Below are 19541 nucleotides of genomic sequence, written 5' to 3'. Positions count from 1 at the left end.
GGCGGTGACGAAGGACTGCCAGGCGGTGGCGGAGAAGATCAGGGCGGGGCCGGAGGGGTCCTTGGAGTCGCGGACTGGCATGACGCCGGCGAAGTTGTCAGCGACTTCGACGCAATTCCCGCCGCCGCCGCCGCTGAACGTGCTCTTCCGCCAGGACGCGCGCGTCAGGTTGACATCCATTCGAGGTTCCTCCGTACCGAGCGGAACTTGGCGACTGAGTCGGCCCGATTCATGGCTTCGATCAGCAAGTGATCGTAGTTCCTGGTCAGGGAAGAGATCGACGCCTGATCTTCGCGTTGCGCCAGGGGCCGCGTCCCGCCTGGTGAAGCTCACCGATCTCCTGCGCATGGCCCCGCCACCCCGGGGGAGGGGTGGCGGGGCCATGAACTGGGGTCAGCGGGTGTCGAATTCGCCGGTGCGGATGGCGGTGACGAAGGACTGCCAGGCGGTGGCGGAGAAGATCAGGGCGGGGCCGGAGGGGTCCTTGGAGTCGCGGACTGGCATGACGCCGGCGAAGTCGTCAGCGACTTCGACGCAGGCGCCGCCGTTCGCGCCGCTGTACGAACTCTTCCGCCAGGAAGCCTCGGTCAGGTCGACATCCACTCCAGATCCCTTCTCACTGCACGCATGAAAGCCAGCGATTCAGCCCGGCCGTGGGCTTCGATCGCAAGCCGATCGTAACTGCTGTCCAGTGCGGCAACTGACTTGGTGTCGCGGTCGATGTAGCCACGCTGCTCAGTTTCTCCGTAAGCGAGAACTTTGCGGTTCTGCATGGTAAGGAGATGCGTTGCCTGCGTAAACGGCCTGTTCTCACCCAGGCTGAATGGCGCCACCTGGATGACGATGTTGGGGCGGGTGGCCAGTTGTTCAAGGTGCAGCAACTGTTCAATCATGACGTCGCGTCCCCCGATCACCCGCCTGAGGCAGCTCTCGTCCAGCACTACATGGACGAGCGGAGGGGGAGTCCGTTCGAGGACTCGCTGACGGGCAAGCCGGAATGCGATGCGATCTTCGGCGAGTTTCTGGGTCGAACCGCCTTGCCGGACATCGCCCATCTGGATCGCCGTTGCGTAGGCCCTGGTCTGCAGAAGCCCGGCGATGAGGTTGATCTCGAAGATCCTGATTTGTTCGGCGAGGGCTTCGTAGCGCGCGTACTCCGGGAAGCCCTCCAGGATCGCCGCATTCTTCAGCTGATACCACATCAGCAGCATGGTGCCGCCGGTGTCGAGTGCGATGTCCGCCAGTTCAGCGAGCTTGCGACTCGGCGGCCGGTGCGCAAGTTCGATGTAGGAGAGGTGCGAGGCGGAGCACTCCAGGAGCGGCGCGAGCTCCTCCTGCAGCAGGTCCCTGGCCTCGCGGAAGTTGCGAAGTTGGATCCCGAAGGGCGCCCACGGGCTCGACTCCGGGTCAATCTTCTTCTTGTTCATGGCAGTCCTCAACTTCCAAGGAACCCCGAGGCATGTAGCAGGTCACTTCCGATGCTAGGGGGCACCGGGCCACCATGTGCAACAGAACGTGAAACTCCCGTCGCAGAGAGTTCTATTCCCATGGCCCATGCCCAAGTCCCCCGCCTCCACGGCTACGGCGTCCTCTGGGACACCGGCGCCCGGTGCTACCGGGTCCGCAACGAGACGACCGGGGAGTGGCTGCTCGACACCACCTCCGGCGACCGCGCCCGCTACTCCTCCTTCAACGACGCGTTCAGCGCCTGGCGTTGCTTCGAGGTCCACCACCGCCCGGGGGAGCAGTGACCCTCTCCCGCATCACCGCCGAGCAGCGCCGCCAGGCCGCCGCCGTCCTGGACGACCTCACCACCGTCCTCGCCCTGGGCCGCGTCCAACTCCCCACCCTCGAAGTCGACTGGGACACCGGCCGCCAGTCCTGCGAGTACCTGCTCCACCTCACCGCCCGCCCGCTCGACCTGCTGCGCATCGTCGACCTGCTGCGCAAGGGCCTGCGCTACGAGCGCCTCACCTATGACGACTGAACTCCTCGCCCGCATCCTCTGGTGGGCCTGCTTCGCCGCCGTCCTCCTCTACGCCCTCAGAAAGTGAAACCCCCGTGCACGACCCCCGACTGCTCGCCAAGCCCCCCATCTGCCGCCTCGGCTGCCTCGTCCTGCTGCGCAACCAGCGCGGCGACGTCCTCCTCGTCGACCCCGACTACCTGGACGGCATGATCCTGCCCGGCGGCCCCGGCAAGGCCAACGAGCCCCCGCACCGCGCCGCCGCCCGCCACCTCCACGCCCAGACCGGCATCATCGCCCGCCTCACCCACGTCACGGCGCTCGACTACAACCCCGCCGACCGCAACCTGGAACGCCTGGCCCTGGTCTTCGACGGCGGCACCGTGCGCGACGAACACCCCGTCACCGTCCCGCCCCAGCACCGCAGCCGCCTGCACGGCGCCCGCTTCGTCCCCGTACGCGAACTCCCGCGCCACATGGCCCCCTCCCAGGCCGCCCGCGTCACCGAAGCACTCGCCGGCCGCACCCTGCCCATCCTCCAACACGGCCAACGCCCCGACTGAACGAACCGGCCCTGGAGCGCACTGCAGCGCGCTCCAGGGGGTGAGGTCCTCCGTTGTGCTGCGTCCCCGAGCCGGTCCCGGTGAGGCCGAGGACGACATGATCGCGGACGGCTGCGCCTTCGGCGGGCTGGCTGCTCCCTCCAGGTGAATCCGGGCCGTGGGCGAACTGTGGTTGGCTGATTGGATGTCAGTCTTGCTCGGGTACGAAGTACCAACGGTGAGCAGGGAAGTGCAGATGGCCGAGAAGCCGAAGGAAGACCTTGCAGAGCGCCCCGTGCGTCCGAACGAGCCGGGCCCCTACGACATCGTCATCGCCGGGGGGCGGGTGGTCGACCCGGACACGGGCACCGACGAGATCCTGAACGTGGGGATCAAGGGAGGGAGCATCGCGGCGCTCTCCGGCGAGCCGCTGGAGGGAGAGGCGGTGATCGACGCCGCGGGCCTGGTCGTGGCGCCCGGGTTCATCGACCTCCACGCGCACGGCCAGCAGCTGCCCGCCGCGTGGATGCAGGCCTTCGACGGCGTGACCACCGCGCTCGAACTGGAATCGGGCCTGCTGCCGATCTCGGACTTCTACGACAACGTGGCTGCAGACGGCGGCCGCCCGATCAACTACGGCGCCTCCGCCGCGTGGACGTACGCACGCATCGCGGAGAAGGAGAAGGACATGGCGCCCCCCAAGGCCGAACTGACCTGGTTCCAGAAGGCCTTCGAGCGCGACGGCTGGCAGAAGAGCCTGGCCGACGAGGAGGAGGTGGCGAACATCATCGCCGGCGTCGAACAGGGGCTGCGGGAGGGCGCCCTGGGCATCGGCATCAACGGCGGCTACGCGCCCGGCTACGGCCGCAAGGAGTACCACGCGCTCGCGAAGCTCGCCGCCGAGTACGGGGTGCCGACCTTCACCCACATCCGCTACCTCTCCGTCCAGGAGCCGGACAGCGGCTTCGAAGGACTCGGCGAGCTCATCTCCCTCGCCGCGGCCACCGGCGCGCACATGCACATCTGCCACCTCAACAGCGTCGCCGGCCGGGACATCAAGGCCTGTGTGGAACTCGTCACCGACGCCCAGGAACGCGGCCTGCCGATCACCGTAGAGGCCTACCCCTACGGCGCCTGCTCCAGCACCGTGGGCGCGGAGGTCTTCCGCGACGACTGGCTCGCCCGCTGGGGCGTGGACGACGCCTCCGCCATGGAGTACAACGGCGAGAAGCTGACCCAGGAGAAGATCGACCAACTCCAGAAGGACGACCCCGGCGCCGTCATCGTGATGCACTTCCTGCACCCGGACGACAACGACGCCGACGCGGAGATGCTCGACCTCTCCGTCCTGCACCCCGAAGCAGCGATCGCCTCCGACGGGATGCCCTGGGTACGGGCGGACGGCTCACTCGCCGACAAGATGGACGACTGGCCGCTGGAGGGCATGTTCGCCCACCCGCGTTCGGCCGGCTGCTTCTCCCGCTTCCTCGCGGGTTGGGCGCGCGGCGGCCCCGGACGGCGCGAGCCCAAGCTGTCGCTGGTCGAGGCGATCCGCAAGACGAGCCTCATTCCCGCGCAGATCCTGGAGAAGTCGGTGCCGCAGATGCGCAGCAAGGGCCGCATCCAGGTCGGCGCGGACGCCGACATCGTGGTGTTCGACCTCACCGCCGTGCGGGACAACGCGACCTTCACGCAGCCCGCCCAGCGGTCCACCGGCTTCCAGCACGTGATCGTGAACGGCAGCCCCATCATCCAGGACGGCAAGGAGATCCTGGACGCGCGCCCCGGCCAGCCGATCCGCCGGCCCCACACGACCACCCGCCCCGCGGCACCGCACGCGCCGGTGTAGCCGAGTGCCCCGGTACGAGCCGAATCGCACGCCTTGCACTCGGCGGTCTCGCCAGGGTGTCCAGGTGCGCTCTTCTCTCGTTCCGGACGCCCGCGGCGCAGGCCCCGGCGGCTGTTCGCCGACCGGGGCTACGACTTCGACAAGTACCGCCGCCTGCTGTGGAAGCGCGGAATCAGGCCGGTGATCGCCCGACGGGGCATTGCCCACGGCTCCGGGCTCGGCAAGGTCCGCTAGGTCGTGGAGCGCACTGCAGCGCACTGCAGCGCGCTCCAGGGCCGATCGGGGGGATATCCCCATGGCGCTGACCAGCAGGATTCTGCCTGTACCCTCAACTCCCGCACCCCGTAAGGATATTGAGGGTTCTTTCGGGGTCCGTCTCAGGGTTCGCCCGGATGCCCGCCCGCGCCGGGCAGTCGGAAACTCGGGCCATGCGCAACCTCACTCGGGCCGGCTGGGCCGTCATGACCGTGCTCTCCGCACTGGTCGTCCTCATCTCCGCCAGGTACCTGACCTTCAACCCGGACACCTTCTCCGGCAACCAACGCGCCACCTACCTGGCCCACGAACTCCCCCTCTACATCCACATCTTCGGCGCGATCACCGCCCTGGCCCTCGGGCCCTGGCAGTTCTCCGCCCGGCTGCGCCGGCGCTCGCCGCGCTGGCACCGCCGCATCGGCCGCGCGTACCTGCTGGGCTGCCTGGTCGGCGGGATCGGCGCGCTGCTGCTGGCGCCCCTCGCCTACGGCGGGCCGGTCGCCCAACTCGGCTTCGCCGGCCTGGGCGTGGCCTGGATGGTCACCGGCGGCACCGGACTGCGGATGATCCTGCACCGCCGGGTGGAGGACCACCGCCGCTGGATGATCCGCAGCTTCGCGCTCACCTTCGCCGCCGTCACGCTGCGCCTCATGCTGCCGGTCAGCCAGGCGGCCCACCTGGACTTCCGCACCTCCTACACGGTGATCGCCTGGCTGTGCTGGGTCCCCAACCTCCTGCTGGCCTGCTGGTTCACCCGGGCGCGCCCCGCCCGGCAGCCACTCCAGGAGTCCCCGGTGCCCCCGGCACTGGCCGGCCGGCGGTCCTGAGGCCGGAGCCGCCGGGCCGCCGGAGGGAAAACCACGGCCGCCCGCGGATCACCGGGGGCGGCCGGGCCGTACCTGTGACGCCTACACGAACAACCACCGGGACGGCCGACTCCGCCCGCGACCGGGGTGCGGCCGACCGGTCATCGCCGTCCCGCCGCGGAGAAGGCGTAGACCGCAGAGGTGCCCAGACCGCTGGGCCCCCCGAGCGGCCCGGCCGCCGCCGTCGTGCCGAAGCGGCCGGTCAGCTCGTGCCAGCGGTAGGAGCCCGCCAGCGCCTCCTGGAGGGCCTCGACGAACGGCACCGCTCCCACCGGCACGGCCGCCGGGGCGGCGGCCAGGGTGTCGACCCGGGCGGTGAGCAGGTCGTCGATCAGGGTGGTGGCCTCGCCCCGGCCCAGTCCGAGCGCCACGCGGGCGACCTCCACGCCGTTGTTGCCGACCGTGCCCTCCTCCACCTCCCGGTCGTAGGACACGATGTCGTTGTGCAGGCTGACGCCGTCCACGAACGCGTCGACGGCGGTGCGCACACCCCGGTCGCGCAGCAGCTCCGGGTGCAGCTCGCCGAGCCCGTGCTCCATCAGGATCGCGGTGAACTGCAGGCCGCCGAAGTCCCGTCGCGCGCCCAGGTATTCGATCAGGTCGGCGACGGCGTGGTCGACGTGCTCCAGCTCCCACAGCACCCCCTCCAGGAAGCGCCGCACGCTGGCGGTGAACCGTTCGCGCCACAGCGGGCTCATGGTCGCCGCGGTGCCGGTCCACAGGTCGGCGAAGGCCCGCTCGACCGGGTTGTCCGGGATCAGCGGGCGCGGCAGTCCGTCCAGCGGCAGGAACTGCATCAGCCGCTCCACCTGGGCGCCGGCCGAGGCCCGGTCGTGGCCGCGGCGGTAGAGCGGCAGGAAGAGGTCGTCGACGAACCACAGGGCGACGTGCCAGTCCGTCACCACCTCCAGCTCGCGGGCGTCGGCGTCCGGGTGGGTCAGCGCGATGAACAGCGGGAAGTCGGCCTGCTCGAACTTCTCCTCGCTCCACCGGCCGGGCCACTGCACGTACTTGGCGTCGAACATGCCCATCTTCCGGGCCCACTGGCGGGTGTGGGCGCGGGCCCGGTCGAGGTGCGGGTTGAGACGGGCTTCGAAGGGCATGTGGAACTGCTGCCGCGATAGGGAATCCATGATCCGTTGGCTTCCCCGCCGTGGCCCCGATGATGCCGCGGATCACGGCGGATGTCCCTTCCGGGCAGGGGAGTTCAGGTGTTCGAGGCCGGTGGGCGGGGGCCGGGGAACGCCCGGTCCCGGTGGCCGAGGAGCTTGGCCTGCTGGCCCTTGAGGTGGTCGAAGCAGTCGCGGACGTAGCGGGTCATGGCGCCCACGGGGTACTCCTGCCGCAGTTCGCGGCGGGTGCCCTCGGCCCACTGCCGGGGGAACTCGACCTCGTCGACGGCGGTGAAGACGTACAACTCCAGCAGGACGCCCGGCATCTCGGGTCCGATCAGGAGGTCCGCCTTGGTGGTGAGCACCTCCCGCACGGCCCGCTGGTTGGGCAGGACGATCGCCTCCACCCACTTCCGCCACTCCGCCAGCTCCTCCCGGGTGGGGGGCCGGTCGCCCGGCCGGTCGGGGCGGTGCTGGAAGAGGTTGCGGCCGTCGTCACGGGGGTGGAGCTCGGTGAAGGCGCGGTAGGCGCGGTGGTTGGCCTCGACGAGCGCGAGGAGCGGGCCGTACAGCTCGGCCAGTTGGCGGTTGACCCGCTCCAGGCGCCGTTCGCGCTGCGACAGGCGCAGGTTGTTCAGGTAGGTCGCTATGTATCCGAGGAAGGCCACGGCGAGGGTGACTATGACGGTCGTCATACCAACCGGATCCTACGGCCCGGCAGTTCGGCCGACTCAGTCGACACAGAACTCGTTGCCCTCGATGTCCTGCATCGAGATGCACGAGTCCGTGCCGTCGTACAGCACCTGCACCCGCACCGCGCCGAGCGCCTCCAGCCGGGTGGCCTCCGCCTCCAGCACGGCGAGGCGCTCCTCGCCCACCAGGCCGGTGCCCACCCGCACGTCCAGGTGCAGCCGGTTCTTGGCGGTCTTGCCCTCGGGGACGCGCTGGATGTAGATCCGCGGGCCCTCGCCGGACGGGTCGGTGAGGGCGAACCAGGAGCCCCGCTTGTCCTCGGGCTCGGACTGCCGGAAGTCCTCCCAGCTGTCGAAGCCCTTCGGCGGCGGGGCGGTGTAGCCCAGCACCTCGCACCAGAAGCGGCCGAGGCGCTCGGGCTCCGCGGCGTCGAAGGTGACTTGGAACTTCCTGATCACGGCAGACATGGTGCGCACCGTAGCAGGGGGCGTACGGGCGCTCACCGCAATATTGCGGACCGGCTACCGCGACCCCGTGAGCGCCTCCACGACCGCGCCGAGCCGGCCCAGCTCGTACGCACCGCGCAACGCGTCGGCGTAGTCCCGGACATGGACGATCCGGCCCGCGCGCACCCGCAGCACGAGCAGGAACGGCAGCGTGAACGCGTGGCCCGTCCCGGTGACCACGGCCGCCGCCCGCTGCTCGGCGACGATCACCTCCGGGTCCGTCGTCTCGTGGACGACGACGTCGCGGATCTCCTCGACCCGCACCGGGGCGCCGGCCCAGGCGGCGCCGAAGCCCGCCCGGATCTCCGCCCGGCCCCGGTAGCGCTCCGGCCGGCCGGGCGTCAGCAGCGGGAACTCGTACACCGCGTCCTCGGCGTGCAGGTCGGCCAGCTCGTCCGCCGAGAAGTCCACCATCGCCCGGTGGAACGCCGCGAGCAGCTCGCGGGGACTTGCGCCGTCGTCCGTCATCGCCGCTCCCTGCCGCACTGTTCCCGGTTGCGTGTCCGACCCCAGCCTACGAGGAGCCGGAACACCGGTCAGCCGTCGGCGGGCGGGGCGGCGGGCGGGGCTGCGAAGGTGCGCCGGTAGGCCTGCGGGGTGGTGCCCAGGCGGCGGGCGAAGTGGTGGCGCAGGGTGTCGATGCTGCCGAAGCCGGTGCGGTGGGCGACGACGGCGATCGGCTCGTCCGTGGTCTCCAGATGGTGCTGGGCGAGCAGCACGCGCTGCCCGGTGAGCCACTGCAGCGGGGTGGTGCCGGTCTCCTGGCGGAAGCGGCGGGCGAAGGTGCGCGGGGACAGGTGGGCGTGGCGGGCCATCGCCTCGACGGTCAGCTCCCGGTCGAGGTTGGCCTCGATCCAGGCCAGCACGGGGGCCAGCGAACCGGTCCCGGGCCGGGGGAGCGGGCGTTCGCGGTACTGGCGCTGCCCGCCGTCGCGGTGCGGGGGCGCGACCATGCGGCGGGCGATCGCGTTGGCGACGGCGCTGCCGTGCTCCTTGCGGACCAGGTGGAGGCAGGTGTCGACGCCGGCAGCGGTGCCGGCGCCGGTGATCGAACTCTTGGGTGCAGACCACGTCCTTCAGGGCGGAGTTAGTCCATCTTTGGGGCTGGGCCGCGAAGCTGCGCAGGTCGCTGCGTTGTCGGTGGCGTGCACTACGTTGGTCGCGGTAGTCGAAGGGTGGTGTTCCCATGTTGGCGGGTCGACGGTATCGGCTTGAACTCGACTCTGCTCAGGTCGAGTTGTGCGAGATGTTCGGCGGTATATGCCGTTCGGTGTGGAACACCGCCCTGGAGCAGCGGCGGGAGTACCGGCGGCGGGGTGCGTGGATGAACTTCGTGCCGCAGGCCGCCGAGCTTGCGGAGGCGAAGCGAGAGTTCCCGTGGCTGGCCGATGCCCCGTCGCACGTGTTGCAGCAGACGCTTCGCGACCTTGACCGGGCCTGCCGTGAACACGGCACGTTCCGGGTACGGTGGCGGTCGAAGGCGCGCTGGTCGCCGTCGTTCCGGTTCCCGGCCGGGAACCGGATCACCGTGGAGCGGATCGGCCGCAAGTGGGGCCGGGCGAAGCTCCCGAAGCTCGGATGGGTCCGGTTCCGCTGGTCCCGTCCCCTCGGGGGCGACGTTCGGTCGGCGACGGTCTCCCGGAAGGGGCGGGACTGGTTCGTGTCGTTTCTGGTGGAAGACGGAGAGCAGACGCCCGAACGGCATGCGATGCCGAACACGGCGGTCGGGGTGGACCGGGGTGTGAAGGTCGCCGCGACCACCAGTGACGGCGTGTTCCACGACCGGCCGTACGTGACGGCTGGTGAGGCGGCGCGGCTGCGCCGCCTGCAACAGCGGCTCGCCCGGTGTGAGCGCGGAAGCAACCGCTGCCGGGCGGTGCTGGCGAAGATCAACGCCGTCACCGGTCGTGTCCGCGACCGGCGCGCCGATTTCTGCGCGCGGACGGCTGGCACGCTGGCTGCCGCGAACGCGGTGGTGGTGCTGGAAGACCTCCGTACGAAGAACATGACCGCCTCCGCGTCGGGGACGGTCGAGCGCCCCGGCCGCAACGTCTGCGCCAAGGCTGCGCTGAACCGGGCCGTCCTGGACAAGGGCTGGCACATGCTCGAACTCGCGCTCCGCAACGCGGCGCGCACCACCGGGACCAGGGTGGTCCTGGTGAATCCCGCGTACACGTCGCAGACCTGCCACGCCTGCAAGCACGTGGACCCGAAGAACCGCAAGAGCCAAGCGGCCTTCGAGTGCACCGCCTGCGGGCACCGGGACCACGCCGACGTGAACGCGGCGAAGAACATCAAGGCCGCCGGGCAGGCGGTCTCAGGGCGTGGAGACCTCGGGGCTACCCGGTCCGTGAAACGCCAACCACCGGCAACGCGTACACGCACGGGGCGAAGCCCCCGCGCGGCACGCGCGGCCGGAATCCCCGTTCTTTAGGACGGGGAGGAAGCCAAGACCGGGTCCTCGTCGACGTAGAGCACGTCCGACTCGAAGCGTCAGAACTTCGGTTCGCAGCCCGTCAGTTCGCGGCTCGCCTCCCACAGCCGGGCCGCCGTGACCGGGTCGGCCAGGTGCTCCCACAGTGGCTCGGGCCTCGGCTCGCCGCGCAGCCCGAACGCCCGGGGGCCCCACAGCACCGGGCCGCCGCGCACCCCCGGGTCGAGCACCGCCCGCACGGCGGGCCAGGCGGCGGCGTCCTTGCCCTGGACGGCCAGGGCGAGCGGCAGGTGGGCCAGGCGCCGGCCGGTGGCGGGGGCGGGCAGGTGCGGGCGCGCGGGGGTGAGGGTGTCCAGCGCGCCGCCGGGGTGGACCAGGACGCTCAGCGTGCCGCTGCCGTTGCCGCCGTTCGCGGCGTGCAGCCGGCGGTCGAGCTCGACGGCGAACAGCATCTGGGCCAGCTTGGAACGGGAGTAGGCGCGCTTGGGCCGGTAGTCGCGGGCGCTCTGCAGGTCGGCCAGGTCCAGGCGCTCCGACTTGGCGGCGAAGCTGCCGGTGGTCACGACCCGGCTGCCCGGGGTGGCGCGCAGCAGCGGGGCGAGGTGGTGGGTCAGGGCGAAGTGGCCCAGGTGGTTGGTGGCGAACATCAGCTCGTGGCCGTGCGCGTCCGTGCGGCGCGGCGGGTCGTCGAACGCGATGCCCGCGTTGTGGACGACCGCGTCGAGGCGCTCCAGGGTGAGCGCGTGGGGGGCTGCCGCGACCGAGGCCGGGTCGGCCAGGTCCAGCGGCAGGTGCCGCACCCGGGCGCCGGGCACCCGCGCGCTGATCGAGGCGATCGCGGCCCCGGCCTTCGCGCGGTCACGGCTGCCCAGGACGACGGTGGCCCCGGCGCCGGCGAGCTGCTCGGCGACGAAGTAGCCGATGCCCGCGTTGCCGCCGGTGACCAGGACGACCCGGCCGTCGGCGCGGGGCAGGCGGTGGACGTCCCACGGCGGGGTGCGGACTGCGGAGGAGGAGGAAGAGGAGGAGGGCATGACGGGCTCCCGGTGGTTGTGCTCGGTGTGGCCCCCAGGGTTCCGCGCGCCGCTCACGCCCCACCGGCAGCCCGCTGTCCCCGCTGTCACGGGACCGGCGTGGGGCCTTCACGGCACCTCGTCGACCAGCCAGTCCGCGGAGGGGGTGGTGCCGCCGGGCTGGGCGCCGAGGAGGCCCTCCTCGGTCTCCGTCAGGTAGAGGTCGTTGTCGTTGAGGTCCGAGGCCGAGCGGACCCGGGAGCGGCCGTCGTCCTCCGGGATCCGCCACGCCGACTCGGTGACGCGGCACTGGCCGTAGCGGATGGTCCAGTTGTCGCCGATGGCCACGCAGCCCCAGGCGTTCTTCTCCGGGTCGAAGTCCGCCACGTTGACGGAGGTCCCCGCCGGGCGCAGCTGCCACCGCTGCTCGGGCACCGCCTCGCACGGCTCCAGCCGCACCTGGGCGGTGCCGAAGGTGTGGTGCAGGCAGGTGCCGGTGCGGGCGTTGCGCAGCGTGTATGCGGCCGGCTCCGCCACGGCGTGCGGGGCGGCCAGCAGCAGGAACAGCGGCAGGGCGGCCGCGGCCGCCGCGCGCCAGGGGCGAACGGGCATGGGAGGGCTCTCCGTTGCGGCCCTGTGGGGGAGGGGCGTGATCGTCGGTAGGTGGTACAGCGGTTCGTACAGCGATCAACGATTCACGCCGGGCCGGGAAACGAGCCACCGGGCCCTGACATGCGAAAGCGCGGGAAGTCGGCCCGTCCGACTTCCCGCGCTGTGCGGTGGCGGGGCCGGCTGCACCTCGGGGGCGCGGCGGCAGCCGCTGGCCGCGATCACGGCCGGGCGTCGCGCCGACGCCCGACCAGGATCACCCCGGCGGGGGGTGCTACGACTGCCCGGGGACGCGGTACGGCTTGGAGGCCAGGCTGCAGGCCTCGGCTGCGAGCTCGGCGCCGACGTCGTGGCGCGTCATCTCCGAGACGCACTCCCGGATCGCCTCCTCGGTGCCGGCCTCGCCGATCCTGCAGGCGCGCTCGATGGCCTCCCCGTCACGGATCTTGATGTGGTACATCACGTCGGCGAAGCACGTCCCCGGCAGGGCGTGCGCGGCCGGGGCGAGGGCGACGGCACCGCCCAGGGCGAGGGCGAGGGTGCAGCCGGCGGCGGCCGCTCGTCGTACCAGATTCATGGTCGGTCGATCCTTTCGGCGGGCGTGGAGTTGACGGCCGGGCGCGGGCATCCTTCGCCCACGAACCCGGCCGCCCGCCCATGCCTACCGGAAGGCGGGCCCCTCCCGGCCGGGCGCCGCGCCGACGCCCGGTCCGGATCACTCCCACGAGGGGCGCGCCGCCGGGGCGCGCTACAGCACCTCGGCCGGGTCGGCGTGGGCGTGCATCCGCACCACCCGGCCCTCGACGACGGTGAACACGTCGGCGGCGGTGAGCTCCAGCGGTACGCCGTCCGTCTGCACGCCGCGCATGTGGTGGACGATCACGATCTCCTCGCCGCGCCGGTACGCGGTGCGCTCGGAGACGAGCTCGCTCCACATCGCGTACGCGGCGCCCAGGTACTTGTGCACGGCGTCCCGGCCGTGGTGCGCACCGCCGTTGGGGAACTCCTCGGGCTCGACCCAGTCCACGTCGGGGTCCAGGTCGACGACGGCGGCGTCGATGTCGCCCCGCGCGTAGGCGGTGTAGGCGGCCAGCACCAGGGCGACGTCGGGATCGGTGGGGTCTGCGGGAGAGGTGGTGGTCATGGGCGGGACGCTATCCCGGGCATCCGCGCCGGGCGGCGCTCGTTCGTGGCACCGGCGAAGCGCGCCGGGCCGCCCGGCGCGAACGGGGTTGTGAACACCCCTTCCGGGCGCCCCCGTTCGGTCCCGTGTGTTCAGGGCCGCCGCGCCAGGAACACCAGCTCCCGCCCCGGCCGGTCCGGCGCGCCGCGCACCTCCTCCAGCGCGAACCCGGCGGCGGCCAGGTCCCGTTCGACCTCCTCGCGCTCCCGGAAACGCAGCGTCGAGTCCGAGGTCAGCACCTGCCCGTCCGCACCGAACACGTACGTCTGGCGGAACGTCACCAGCGGCCCGCTCACCTCCAGCAGCTCCACCCAGTTCTCCACCGCGCCGACGCCCGCCAACTCCGTGACCCGGTGGGAGCGTTCACGGGTCCACTCCTCCCAGCCCCGGGCCGCCGGATCACGGGTCTCGAAGACCAGGTGCCCGCCCGGGCGCAGCGCCCGCCGGGCGCCGTGCAGAGTTTGCCGCCAGTCCTGCGGATCGGCGATCGCCTGCGCGACGTTCGCCGTCATCGTCGCCAAGTCGACGTGAAGCACCGGGAGTTCGTCGACGTCGCCGTGGATCCACTGCACCCGCTCGCCGCCCGGCTTGGCCCGGGCCACCTCGACCGAGGCCGCGGCCGGATCGACGCCGACCACCTCGATCCCGCGCCCGGCCAGCAGCAGCGCGAACACCCCCGTGCCGCAGCCGATGTCCAGCACCCGGCGCGCCCCCAACTCCTCGGCCAGGAGCAGGTAGGCGTCCAGGTCGGGGCGGTCGGGGTCCAGCGGGTCGTAGACGGCGGCCAGTTGCGGGTGTCCGTAGCATTCGTCTGCCATACGAAGCATCCTAGGCGTCCAACTCCCTTCGCAGTCGGGCTGGTTCGGGAGTCCGGGAGTTCGGGCGGTGGCGGCAGATGTTCGGCGGGGTGCCCGAACACCCGGCCGAACGGGTGCGAGAGTGTGGGCATGGAGCTTGCCAACCGCACGCTGACGGCGGACGTGATCGCGGCACTGAGGTACTGGCCCGGCATCATCTGGGGAGGCCAGAAGAACCCTCCGGACCCGGTGGACATCACCGTGCTGCCCCCCTTCTTCAACGAGGTGCTGCAGGACCTTCCCTGGTGGAACCGCGACTGGAGGGTCGACCACGTCGAACCGGGCAAGCCCCTGGAGACCGGTCGCGGCCGCTACGGCCTCCTGTCGACGTACGTCGAGGTGTTCGTGCCGGGCACGGTCGGCTCCGGTGGTGGCGAGAGCCTGCCCTTCGTCGCGAAGGTCGGGTTCGCGGGAGAGCGACTGGTCGGGTTCCAGGCCAAGATCGGCGACGTGGTCCTCGGCCCGGCCACCGTTCCCGCCGGGCGGCCGGAACCGCACCCGTTCGCCCGGCTGTTCACCGGGTTGATGGACCTGCGCGGGATCTCGGTCAAGGAGATGGCGCTGGCGACCGCGCGATCCATGTCCACCATCCACATGCTCCGCGGGGGAAGCACCAACCCGGATCCGGAGCTCGTCCAGGAGGTCGCCTGGGCCCTGGGCATGACCGAAGCGGACGTCAGGGTCATCGCCGGACTCGACGACGGCGGTACGGGCTGACCCCGTCCGCCGGCGGGGCGGCACGGCGCTCGGCTGCGGCCGTGCCGTCGCCGGATCGGGCGATTGCGGTATCCGGGCCGGCCGCGCCAGGATCCTGGCGTGCGGGCGCCGCCGCCGGGTGGCGCATCCCCTCGAACGGGAGGACCCCCCATGCGTCGCCGGATCTTCGCCACCTTCCTGCTCGCCGCCGCCGGCCTGTTCGCCCTCGCCGTCCCCGCCCAGGCGGCCAGCGGGGTGCTGGTGGTCAACGGGGTGCCGTACGAGGACCCGCAGCGCGGCTGCTACCCGGCCACCTCGCCGGTCTCCGTCGAGAACTTCACCGACTCCACCGTCCTGGTGCACGCGGCCGCCGACTGCCAGGGCCCGGTCACGGCCGAGGTCGAGCCCGGGCAGTCCGCCGGGACCTTCGGCGGGAGCTACTTCGTGGCCTGAGCCCGGTGGATCCGGCCCGTTCTGCTGACGGAGAAGGTCCGCCCCACCGGCACCGGCCCCCGGCCCGCCGTCCTGATCGCCGAATGCCTGCCCGTGAAAGGGTGAACTACCACCCCTGCCAGGCCAGTTCGGCGTTCGCGCGCTCGGCGGTCCGGGCCGGTGTCCGCCGGGCTCAGTCCGGGACGCACATCGCGAAGGACTGGATCTTGCCGAGGTCCATCTTGACGACCCAGGAGTTCGGCTTCGCGCCCGAGGGCCCGTTGGTGGCCACGGTGTCGGCGTTGACGCCGTTGCCGGTGTGCACGGGCTGGGAGTCGTAGCCTCCGCCGGTCAGCTGGGTGCCGTTCGGGCAGGTCGCGTAGGCGGCCGTTTTGTCGGCGGACCAGGCGGAGGTGACGACGGTGGGCGCGGTGGAGGAGGCCTTGCTGCACATGGCGATCGCCTTGGCCTTGCCCTGGTCCATCTTGATCACCCAGGTGTTGGGCTTCGAGGCCGAGGGGGCGTTGGTGTTCACCGCGTCGGCCACCGCCCCGCTGCCCAGGTGCGCGGGCTGGGAGTCGTAGCCGCCGCCGACGAGCTGAGTGCCGCTGGGACAGGTCGCGGTGGCCGCGGCCTTGGACGCGGACCAGTCGGAGATCACGACCACCGGTGCGTCGGCCTCGGCTGCCGTCACCGAACCCGACACCCCCAGCAGTGCCGCGGAGCAGGCCAGGACCGCCGGGACGGCCAGGGGGCGGCGCAGGGTGCGCAACAACATGGGAATCTCCATCGAGAGAAGGGATGGGAACGTTCCAACGGCATGGTTTTACCGTTCTTTTGATGTCTTTTGGTCTCATGTGAAGGGGTTTCACCCGAAGGAGTTGGTGCTTGACCTCAAGTCGACTTGAACTACAACACTGGGCGGCATGCCGAACGACACCGCACCCGCCGCCCTCCCGCTCTCCGACATCGAGCTCGACCGGATCGCCGTACAACTGGCCGACGGGGCCGTGGTGGTGGGCATCGGGGAGTCCACCCGCTTCGCCCGGGAGACCTCCGAGGTGCGCGACCGGCTGTCCCGCCGGCTCGTGGGGGAGCACGGCTTCCGCGCCCTCGCCGTCCAGGACGACGCCGCCGTCGGCGCCGCCCTCGACGCGTACGTGCGCGACGGCGAGGGGACGGCCGAGACCGCGCTCGCCGGAGCCTGGCGGCCGTGGCGCACCGCCGAGACGGCCGCCGCCCTGGAGTGGATCCGGGCGTACAACCGGGACCACGCCGACGACCCGGTCCGGATCTACAGCGTGAAGCCTCTCCAGGCCCGACCCGCCGACTACGACGCCGTCCTGGCCCACGTCTGCGCCTCGGCGCCCGAGCGCCTCGCCGAGCTGGCGGCCCACCTGGACCCGATCCGCACCGCCCACGAGGTGGACGAACACGTGCAGCGGGCCCGGGGCATCCACCCAGGTCGGCCGTTCGCCGAACACGCCCGCGACGCCCTCGCGTTGGTCGAGTCCGTCACGTCCGAGGGCGACACGCTCGCGCGGATGCGGCTGATCGCGGCCTACCACGAGCACAGCGTCGCCGGTCGCGCCAACTACGCGGGTGAGGCCGAGAGTTGGGCCGAGGTCCTCACGGACACCCAGCAGCGCACCGGCCTGCGTACCGTGTACTGGGACGGCATCGCCCACACCTCGGCCGCCCCGACCGTGCTCGGCATGGCCCCCGAACGCGGCCCCCAGCCCACCGTCGGCAGCCTGCTGCGCGAGCGCTACGGCGCGCGGTACGTCTCTGCGGCGATCGGCTTCCACCACGGCGACCTGGGCGTGGCCGTCGTCCCCGACCCGGCCCCCGACCTGCTCGACGCCCGCCTCGGCGCGGCCGAACTGCCCGCCCACTGGCTCGACCTGCGCGAGGCGGACGCGCGCCGGGAGTGGGCCGGCCCGGCCAAGGCCCGCGTCATCAGCGGCGTCTACACCCCGGAACGCGACCGTGCCGAACACCTCGCGGTCGCCTCCCTCCCCGAGGCCTTCGACCTCCTCGTCCACCTCCGCGAGGTCACCCCGGTGCACTACCTGGCGTGACCGGGCCCCGGCCGGGCCGTTGACCGGCCGTGACGAATCGACGCATGACCGCCGATCTGATCGCTCTGGCCGTCCAGATCGCCCTAGCCGCGACCGCCCTCCTCCCGCGTACCGCTGCGCAGGTCGCCCCTGGTGCCCAGGCCGTCCAGGCCAGCGTTCCCGGGCCCTGCGCCCCGGGGGAGCTCTGCCTCTGGCCGCAGGGCGGCTTCGAGGGCGTCAGGCAGGTCTACGACCTGACCCGTGTCGACATCGAGAGCTGCACCACGCTGCCACCGGGCACCGACGCGCAGTCCCTCGCCAACCGGACCGGACGGCCGGTCGTCGCCTACCAGTCCGACGTGTGCGCGGAGACGGCCGAGTTCGCCACCTTCCCCGGCGACGGGATCTGGGCGCCTGAAGTCCGTTACCGGGTCAGGGCGTTCAAGCTGTGGGAGCAGTGACGCAGCGGTGCCCGCCGGGCAGTCGGGAAGCCATCGCCGTCCTGTCCTTCGACGGTTCCCGAAGGGGCCTTGAAACGCGGTGCCGCGCGGATCGCTGCCTTCTGGACACCCCAGGCGTCTGGTTGGCCGCCGGCCTTGACCTCAAGGCGGCTTGAGGTCCTAGGGTCGGCCGCATGATCTTCACCGAGACTGAACGCGCCTACCTCACCGGCCAGTTGCTGGCCCGGCTGGCCACCATCGGACCCGACGGCGCCCCGCAGGTGCGGCCGGTGGGCTTCCGGCTGAACGAGGACGGCACCATCGACATCGGCGGGCCCGCGATGGCGCGCAGCCGCAAGTACCGCAACGCCCAGGCCCGGCCCGAGGTCTCGGTGCTGGTGGACGACATGGCCCCGGATGACGACCCGGTCGCCGCCGGGTGGGGGCGCGGGGTCGAGATCCGGGGCCGGGCCGAGGTGCTGGCCGTGGAGGTGCCGCCGGTGGCGCCCGGGCGGTTCAGCCAGGACATCATCCGCGTCCACCCGCGCCGGATCATCACCTGGAACCTGGAGGCGCTGGGCAGCCGTGCCCGCGACGTGAGGTGACGGTCCGTCAGTCCAGCGGCAGGAAGCTGCCGACGTTCGCGGTCCGGGACTCGCCCGCGTCCAGCGGCTCGAAGACGCGCGCCGTGCAGTTCTTGTCGGGGAACAGCAGGATCGTGCCGGTGGTGAAGTTGGTGATCTCGGTGCCCTCGCCGAGGCCGGAGTAGCACTGCCCGGCCTTCGGGTCGGCGATGTCGATGTGCAGCAGCGCGCGGTCCATCCGCACGTAGCCGGGGGCGGCGGAGGCGCTGGACAGGTTGACGAAGGACAGGGCGAGCACGCCGGCCGTGACGGCCAGCAGCGCGCGGGAGCGCAGACGCATGGGGGACTCCTGGGGGAGAGGGAGAGGGATCACGGAGCGCAGGGCCCGCACCGGTACGGGCCCTGCGCTCCAGCTGACGGGTTACCCCCGCCGGGCCCCGTCGCCACGACGGGGGACGGCGGTTCACCCGATCGGGATTCGTATGCCTACCGCTCCCGTGGCCGCTGCCGAAGCCCCAGATCGGAGACCTCACCCAGGTGGGCGAGCTTGTCCGGGTTGGACACGGCGTGCAGCGCGCGGATCGCGCCGTCGACGACGTGCAGCTCCAGGACGGAGACGACGCGCCCCTGCGGGTCGTAGGAGACCGCGCCGGGGCGGCCGTTGACCAGGGCGAGGCGCCGGGTGATGCCCAGTTCGCGGTTGCGCCCGAAGCCGAAGGCGAGCACCCGCAGGACGCGCTCCAGGCCGGTGACCGCCTTGCCGACCGACTGCCCCTTGCCGCCGCCGTCGCCGTGGAAGACCACGTCGGGGGCGAGCAGGCCCAGCAGCTGGGAGAGGTCCCCGCCGTCGGCCACCTCGAAGAAGCGGCGGGCGAGTTCGTCGCCCTCCGCGCGCCGCCCGGACACGGCAGGGGCGTCCGGGCCGGCGGCCAGGTGCTTGCGGGCGCGGGCGAGGATCTGACGGCAGTTGGCCTCGGACTTGCCGGTCAGCCGCGCGACCTCCGGGTAGTCGTAGCCGAGGGCCTCGCGCAGCAGGAACACCGCCCGCTCCACCGGGGAGAGGGCCTCCAGCATCAGCAGGAAGGCCATCGACAGCGAGTCGGCCAGTTCGGCGTGCTCGGCCGGGGCGTCGTCGGGGCGGTCGGCGAAGGCGACCACGGGCTCGGGCAGCCACTCCCCGACGTAGCGCTCGCGCCGCACCCGGGCCGAGTCCAGGTGGTTGATGCCCAGTCGGGTGACCGACGTGGTCAGGTACGCCTTGAGGTTGGTGACGGTGGTGCCGGCCTGTTCGGCGCGGGTGAGGTTGAGGAACGTGTCCTGGACGAGGTCCTCGGCGTCGCCGACCGAGCCCGTCATGCCGTAGGCGATCGAGAACAGCAGCGGCCGGTAGCCGGCCGCCTCCGCCACATCCGTCGGACCGGCCATGGAACGCCCCTCCCTCTGC

The 19541-nt window shown here is 71.9% G+C and carries 26 protein-coding genes and 2 pseudogenes; 12 read left to right on the top strand and 16 right to left on the bottom strand.

Annotation, left to right across the window (positions count from 1 at the left end):
* The 3 genes from ABTZ03_RS38400 to ABTZ03_RS38390 all read right to left on the bottom strand — a co-directional run.
* A partial coding sequence (locus ABTZ03_RS38400; protein WP_350517846.1) for a DUF397 domain-containing protein occupies positions 1–180 on the bottom strand: 180 nt, incomplete at its 3' end.
* Positions 181–393: 213 nt separating this feature from the next.
* Complete coding sequence (locus ABTZ03_RS38395; protein WP_350517845.1) at positions 394–603, bottom strand: DUF397 domain-containing protein; 210 nt, start codon at positions 601–603, stop codon at positions 394–396.
* Positions 588–1427, bottom strand: a complete 840-nt coding sequence (locus tag ABTZ03_RS38390; protein WP_350517844.1) for a helix-turn-helix domain-containing protein — start codon at positions 1425–1427, stop codon at positions 588–590. The genes ABTZ03_RS38395 and ABTZ03_RS38390 overlap by 16 nt, the downstream gene beginning before the upstream one ends.
* 120 nt (positions 1428–1547) lie before the next feature.
* Here ABTZ03_RS38390 and ABTZ03_RS38385 point away from each other — a divergent pair, with 120 nt between their 5' ends.
* From ABTZ03_RS38385 to ABTZ03_RS38360, 6 genes and pseudogenes are all read left to right on the top strand, one after another.
* Entirely contained in the window at positions 1548–1751 is a 204-nt protein-coding gene (locus tag ABTZ03_RS38385; RefSeq protein ID WP_350517843.1) for a hypothetical protein, read from the top strand.
* Positions 1748–1987, top strand: a complete 240-nt coding sequence (locus tag ABTZ03_RS38380) for a hypothetical protein (protein ID WP_350517842.1) — start codon at positions 1748–1750, stop codon at positions 1985–1987. The genes ABTZ03_RS38385 and ABTZ03_RS38380 overlap by 4 nt, the downstream gene beginning before the upstream one ends.
* A gap of 74 nt (positions 1988–2061) precedes the next feature.
* Complete coding sequence (locus ABTZ03_RS38375; RefSeq protein WP_350517841.1) at positions 2062–2529, top strand: NUDIX domain-containing protein; 468 nt, start codon at positions 2062–2064, stop codon at positions 2527–2529.
* Between the two features lie 235 nt (positions 2530–2764).
* The gene (locus ABTZ03_RS38370) at positions 2765–4357 is read left to right on the top strand and encodes an amidohydrolase family protein (protein WP_350517840.1); all 1593 of its coding nucleotides are present in this window, start codon (positions 2765–2767) and stop codon (positions 4355–4357) included.
* A gap of 84 nt (positions 4358–4441) precedes the next feature.
* Positions 4442–4705: pseudogene (locus ABTZ03_RS44325) on the top strand (hypothetical protein); the annotation flags it as partial.
* An 80-nt stretch (positions 4706–4785) separates the two neighbouring features.
* Entirely contained in the window at positions 4786–5439 is a 654-nt protein-coding gene (locus ABTZ03_RS38360) for a DUF2306 domain-containing protein (protein ID WP_350517839.1), read from the top strand.
* A 140-nt stretch (positions 5440–5579) separates the two neighbouring features.
* Here ABTZ03_RS38360 and ABTZ03_RS38355 read toward each other — a convergent pair whose 3' ends face one another.
* The 5 genes and pseudogenes from ABTZ03_RS38355 to ABTZ03_RS38335 form a co-directional block, all read right to left on the bottom strand.
* A complete protein-coding gene (locus ABTZ03_RS38355; protein ID WP_350517838.1) occupies positions 5580–6611 on the bottom strand; it encodes a terpene synthase family protein in 1032 nt (343 codons plus the stop codon).
* A 74-nt stretch (positions 6612–6685) separates the two neighbouring features.
* Positions 6686–7285, bottom strand: a complete 600-nt coding sequence (locus ABTZ03_RS38350; protein ID WP_350517837.1) for a hypothetical protein — start codon at positions 7283–7285, stop codon at positions 6686–6688.
* A gap of 36 nt (positions 7286–7321) precedes the next feature.
* Positions 7322–7750 carry a VOC family protein gene (locus ABTZ03_RS38345; RefSeq protein WP_350517836.1) on the bottom strand — a complete coding sequence of 143 codons (429 nt, stop codon included), beginning with the start codon at positions 7748–7750 and terminating at the stop codon, positions 7322–7324.
* Between the two features lie 54 nt (positions 7751–7804).
* Complete coding sequence (locus ABTZ03_RS38340) at positions 7805–8257, bottom strand: nuclear transport factor 2 family protein (RefSeq protein ID WP_350517835.1); 453 nt, start codon at positions 8255–8257, stop codon at positions 7805–7807.
* A 68-nt stretch (positions 8258–8325) separates the two neighbouring features.
* Positions 8326–8838: pseudogene (locus ABTZ03_RS38335) on the bottom strand (GlxA family transcriptional regulator); the annotation flags it as partial.
* Positions 8839–8975: 137 nt separating this feature from the next.
* Between ABTZ03_RS38335 and ABTZ03_RS38330 the strand changes: the two are divergent.
* Positions 8976–10223, top strand: a complete 1248-nt coding sequence (locus ABTZ03_RS38330) for an RNA-guided endonuclease InsQ/TnpB family protein (RefSeq protein ID WP_350517834.1) — start codon at positions 8976–8978, stop codon at positions 10221–10223.
* A 59-nt stretch (positions 10224–10282) separates the two neighbouring features.
* Here ABTZ03_RS38330 and ABTZ03_RS38325 read toward each other — a convergent pair whose 3' ends face one another.
* The 5 genes from ABTZ03_RS38325 to ABTZ03_RS38305 all read right to left on the bottom strand — a co-directional run bounded on the left by ABTZ03_RS38325 (position 10283) and on the right by ABTZ03_RS38305 (position 13846).
* Positions 10283–11257 carry an SDR family NAD(P)-dependent oxidoreductase gene (locus tag ABTZ03_RS38325; protein ID WP_350517833.1) on the bottom strand — a complete coding sequence of 325 codons (975 nt, stop codon included), beginning with the start codon at positions 11255–11257 and terminating at the stop codon, positions 10283–10285.
* Between the two features lie 108 nt (positions 11258–11365).
* The gene (locus tag ABTZ03_RS38320; RefSeq protein WP_350517832.1) at positions 11366–11848 is read right to left on the bottom strand and encodes a hypothetical protein; all 483 of its coding nucleotides are present in this window, start codon (positions 11846–11848) and stop codon (positions 11366–11368) included.
* Between the two features lie 271 nt (positions 11849–12119).
* The gene (locus tag ABTZ03_RS38315; protein WP_350517831.1) at positions 12120–12422 is read right to left on the bottom strand and encodes a hypothetical protein; all 303 of its coding nucleotides are present in this window, start codon (positions 12420–12422) and stop codon (positions 12120–12122) included.
* A gap of 171 nt (positions 12423–12593) precedes the next feature.
* Positions 12594–12989, bottom strand: a complete 396-nt coding sequence (locus ABTZ03_RS38310; RefSeq protein ID WP_350517830.1) for a nuclear transport factor 2 family protein — start codon at positions 12987–12989, stop codon at positions 12594–12596.
* Positions 12990–13120: 131 nt separating this feature from the next.
* A complete protein-coding gene (locus tag ABTZ03_RS38305) occupies positions 13121–13846 on the bottom strand; it encodes a class I SAM-dependent methyltransferase (RefSeq protein ID WP_350517829.1) in 726 nt (241 codons plus the stop codon).
* A gap of 129 nt (positions 13847–13975) precedes the next feature.
* Between ABTZ03_RS38305 and ABTZ03_RS38300 the strand changes: the two genes are divergently transcribed.
* Positions 13976–14602, top strand: coding sequence for an XRE family transcriptional regulator (locus ABTZ03_RS38300; RefSeq protein ID WP_350517828.1), 627 nt, complete (start codon positions 13976–13978; stop codon positions 14600–14602).
* Positions 14603–14752: 150 nt separating this feature from the next.
* Positions 14753–15034, top strand: coding sequence for a hypothetical protein (locus ABTZ03_RS38295; RefSeq protein WP_350517827.1), 282 nt, complete (start codon positions 14753–14755; stop codon positions 15032–15034).
* Positions 15035–15206: 172 nt separating this feature from the next.
* Here the strand turns inward: ABTZ03_RS38295 and ABTZ03_RS38290 are convergent, their stop codons facing one another.
* Positions 15207–15791, bottom strand: coding sequence for a hypothetical protein (locus ABTZ03_RS38290; protein WP_350517826.1), 585 nt, complete (start codon positions 15789–15791; stop codon positions 15207–15209).
* A gap of 148 nt (positions 15792–15939) precedes the next feature.
* Between ABTZ03_RS38290 and ABTZ03_RS38285 the strand changes: the two genes are divergently transcribed.
* From ABTZ03_RS38285 to ABTZ03_RS38275, 3 genes are all read left to right on the top strand, one after another.
* The gene (locus ABTZ03_RS38285; protein ID WP_350517825.1) at positions 15940–17094 is read left to right on the top strand and encodes an erythromycin esterase family protein; all 1155 of its coding nucleotides are present in this window, start codon (positions 15940–15942) and stop codon (positions 17092–17094) included.
* A gap of 44 nt (positions 17095–17138) precedes the next feature.
* On the top strand, positions 17139–17534 hold the full coding sequence (locus ABTZ03_RS38280; RefSeq protein WP_350517824.1) for a peptidase inhibitor family I36 protein: 396 nt from the start codon (positions 17139–17141) through the stop codon (positions 17532–17534).
* 173 nt (positions 17535–17707) lie between these two features.
* Positions 17708–18118 (top strand): PPOX class F420-dependent oxidoreductase, encoded by a 411-nt coding sequence (locus ABTZ03_RS38275; protein WP_350517823.1) that lies wholly within the window; start codon positions 17708–17710, stop codon positions 18116–18118.
* A 7-nt stretch (positions 18119–18125) separates the two neighbouring features.
* Here ABTZ03_RS38275 and ABTZ03_RS38270 read toward each other — a convergent pair whose 3' ends face one another.
* Both ABTZ03_RS38270 and sigJ read right to left on the bottom strand, forming a co-directional pair.
* A complete protein-coding gene (locus ABTZ03_RS38270) occupies positions 18126–18437 on the bottom strand; it encodes a hypothetical protein (RefSeq protein ID WP_350517822.1) in 312 nt (103 codons plus the stop codon).
* A 146-nt stretch (positions 18438–18583) separates the two neighbouring features.
* A complete protein-coding gene (gene sigJ / locus ABTZ03_RS38265; RefSeq protein WP_350517821.1) occupies positions 18584–19522 on the bottom strand; it encodes an RNA polymerase sigma factor SigJ in 939 nt (312 codons plus the stop codon).
* Positions 19523–19541: the final 19 nt, after the last annotated feature.

It is taken from the genome of Kitasatospora sp. NPDC096077, assembly GCF_040303245.1.
Taxonomy (GTDB): Bacteria; Actinomycetota; Actinomycetes; order Streptomycetales; family Streptomycetaceae; genus Kitasatospora.
The sequence above is the reverse complement of the archived record's forward strand: the minus strand, read 5'-3'. Positions and strand labels throughout refer to the sequence as shown.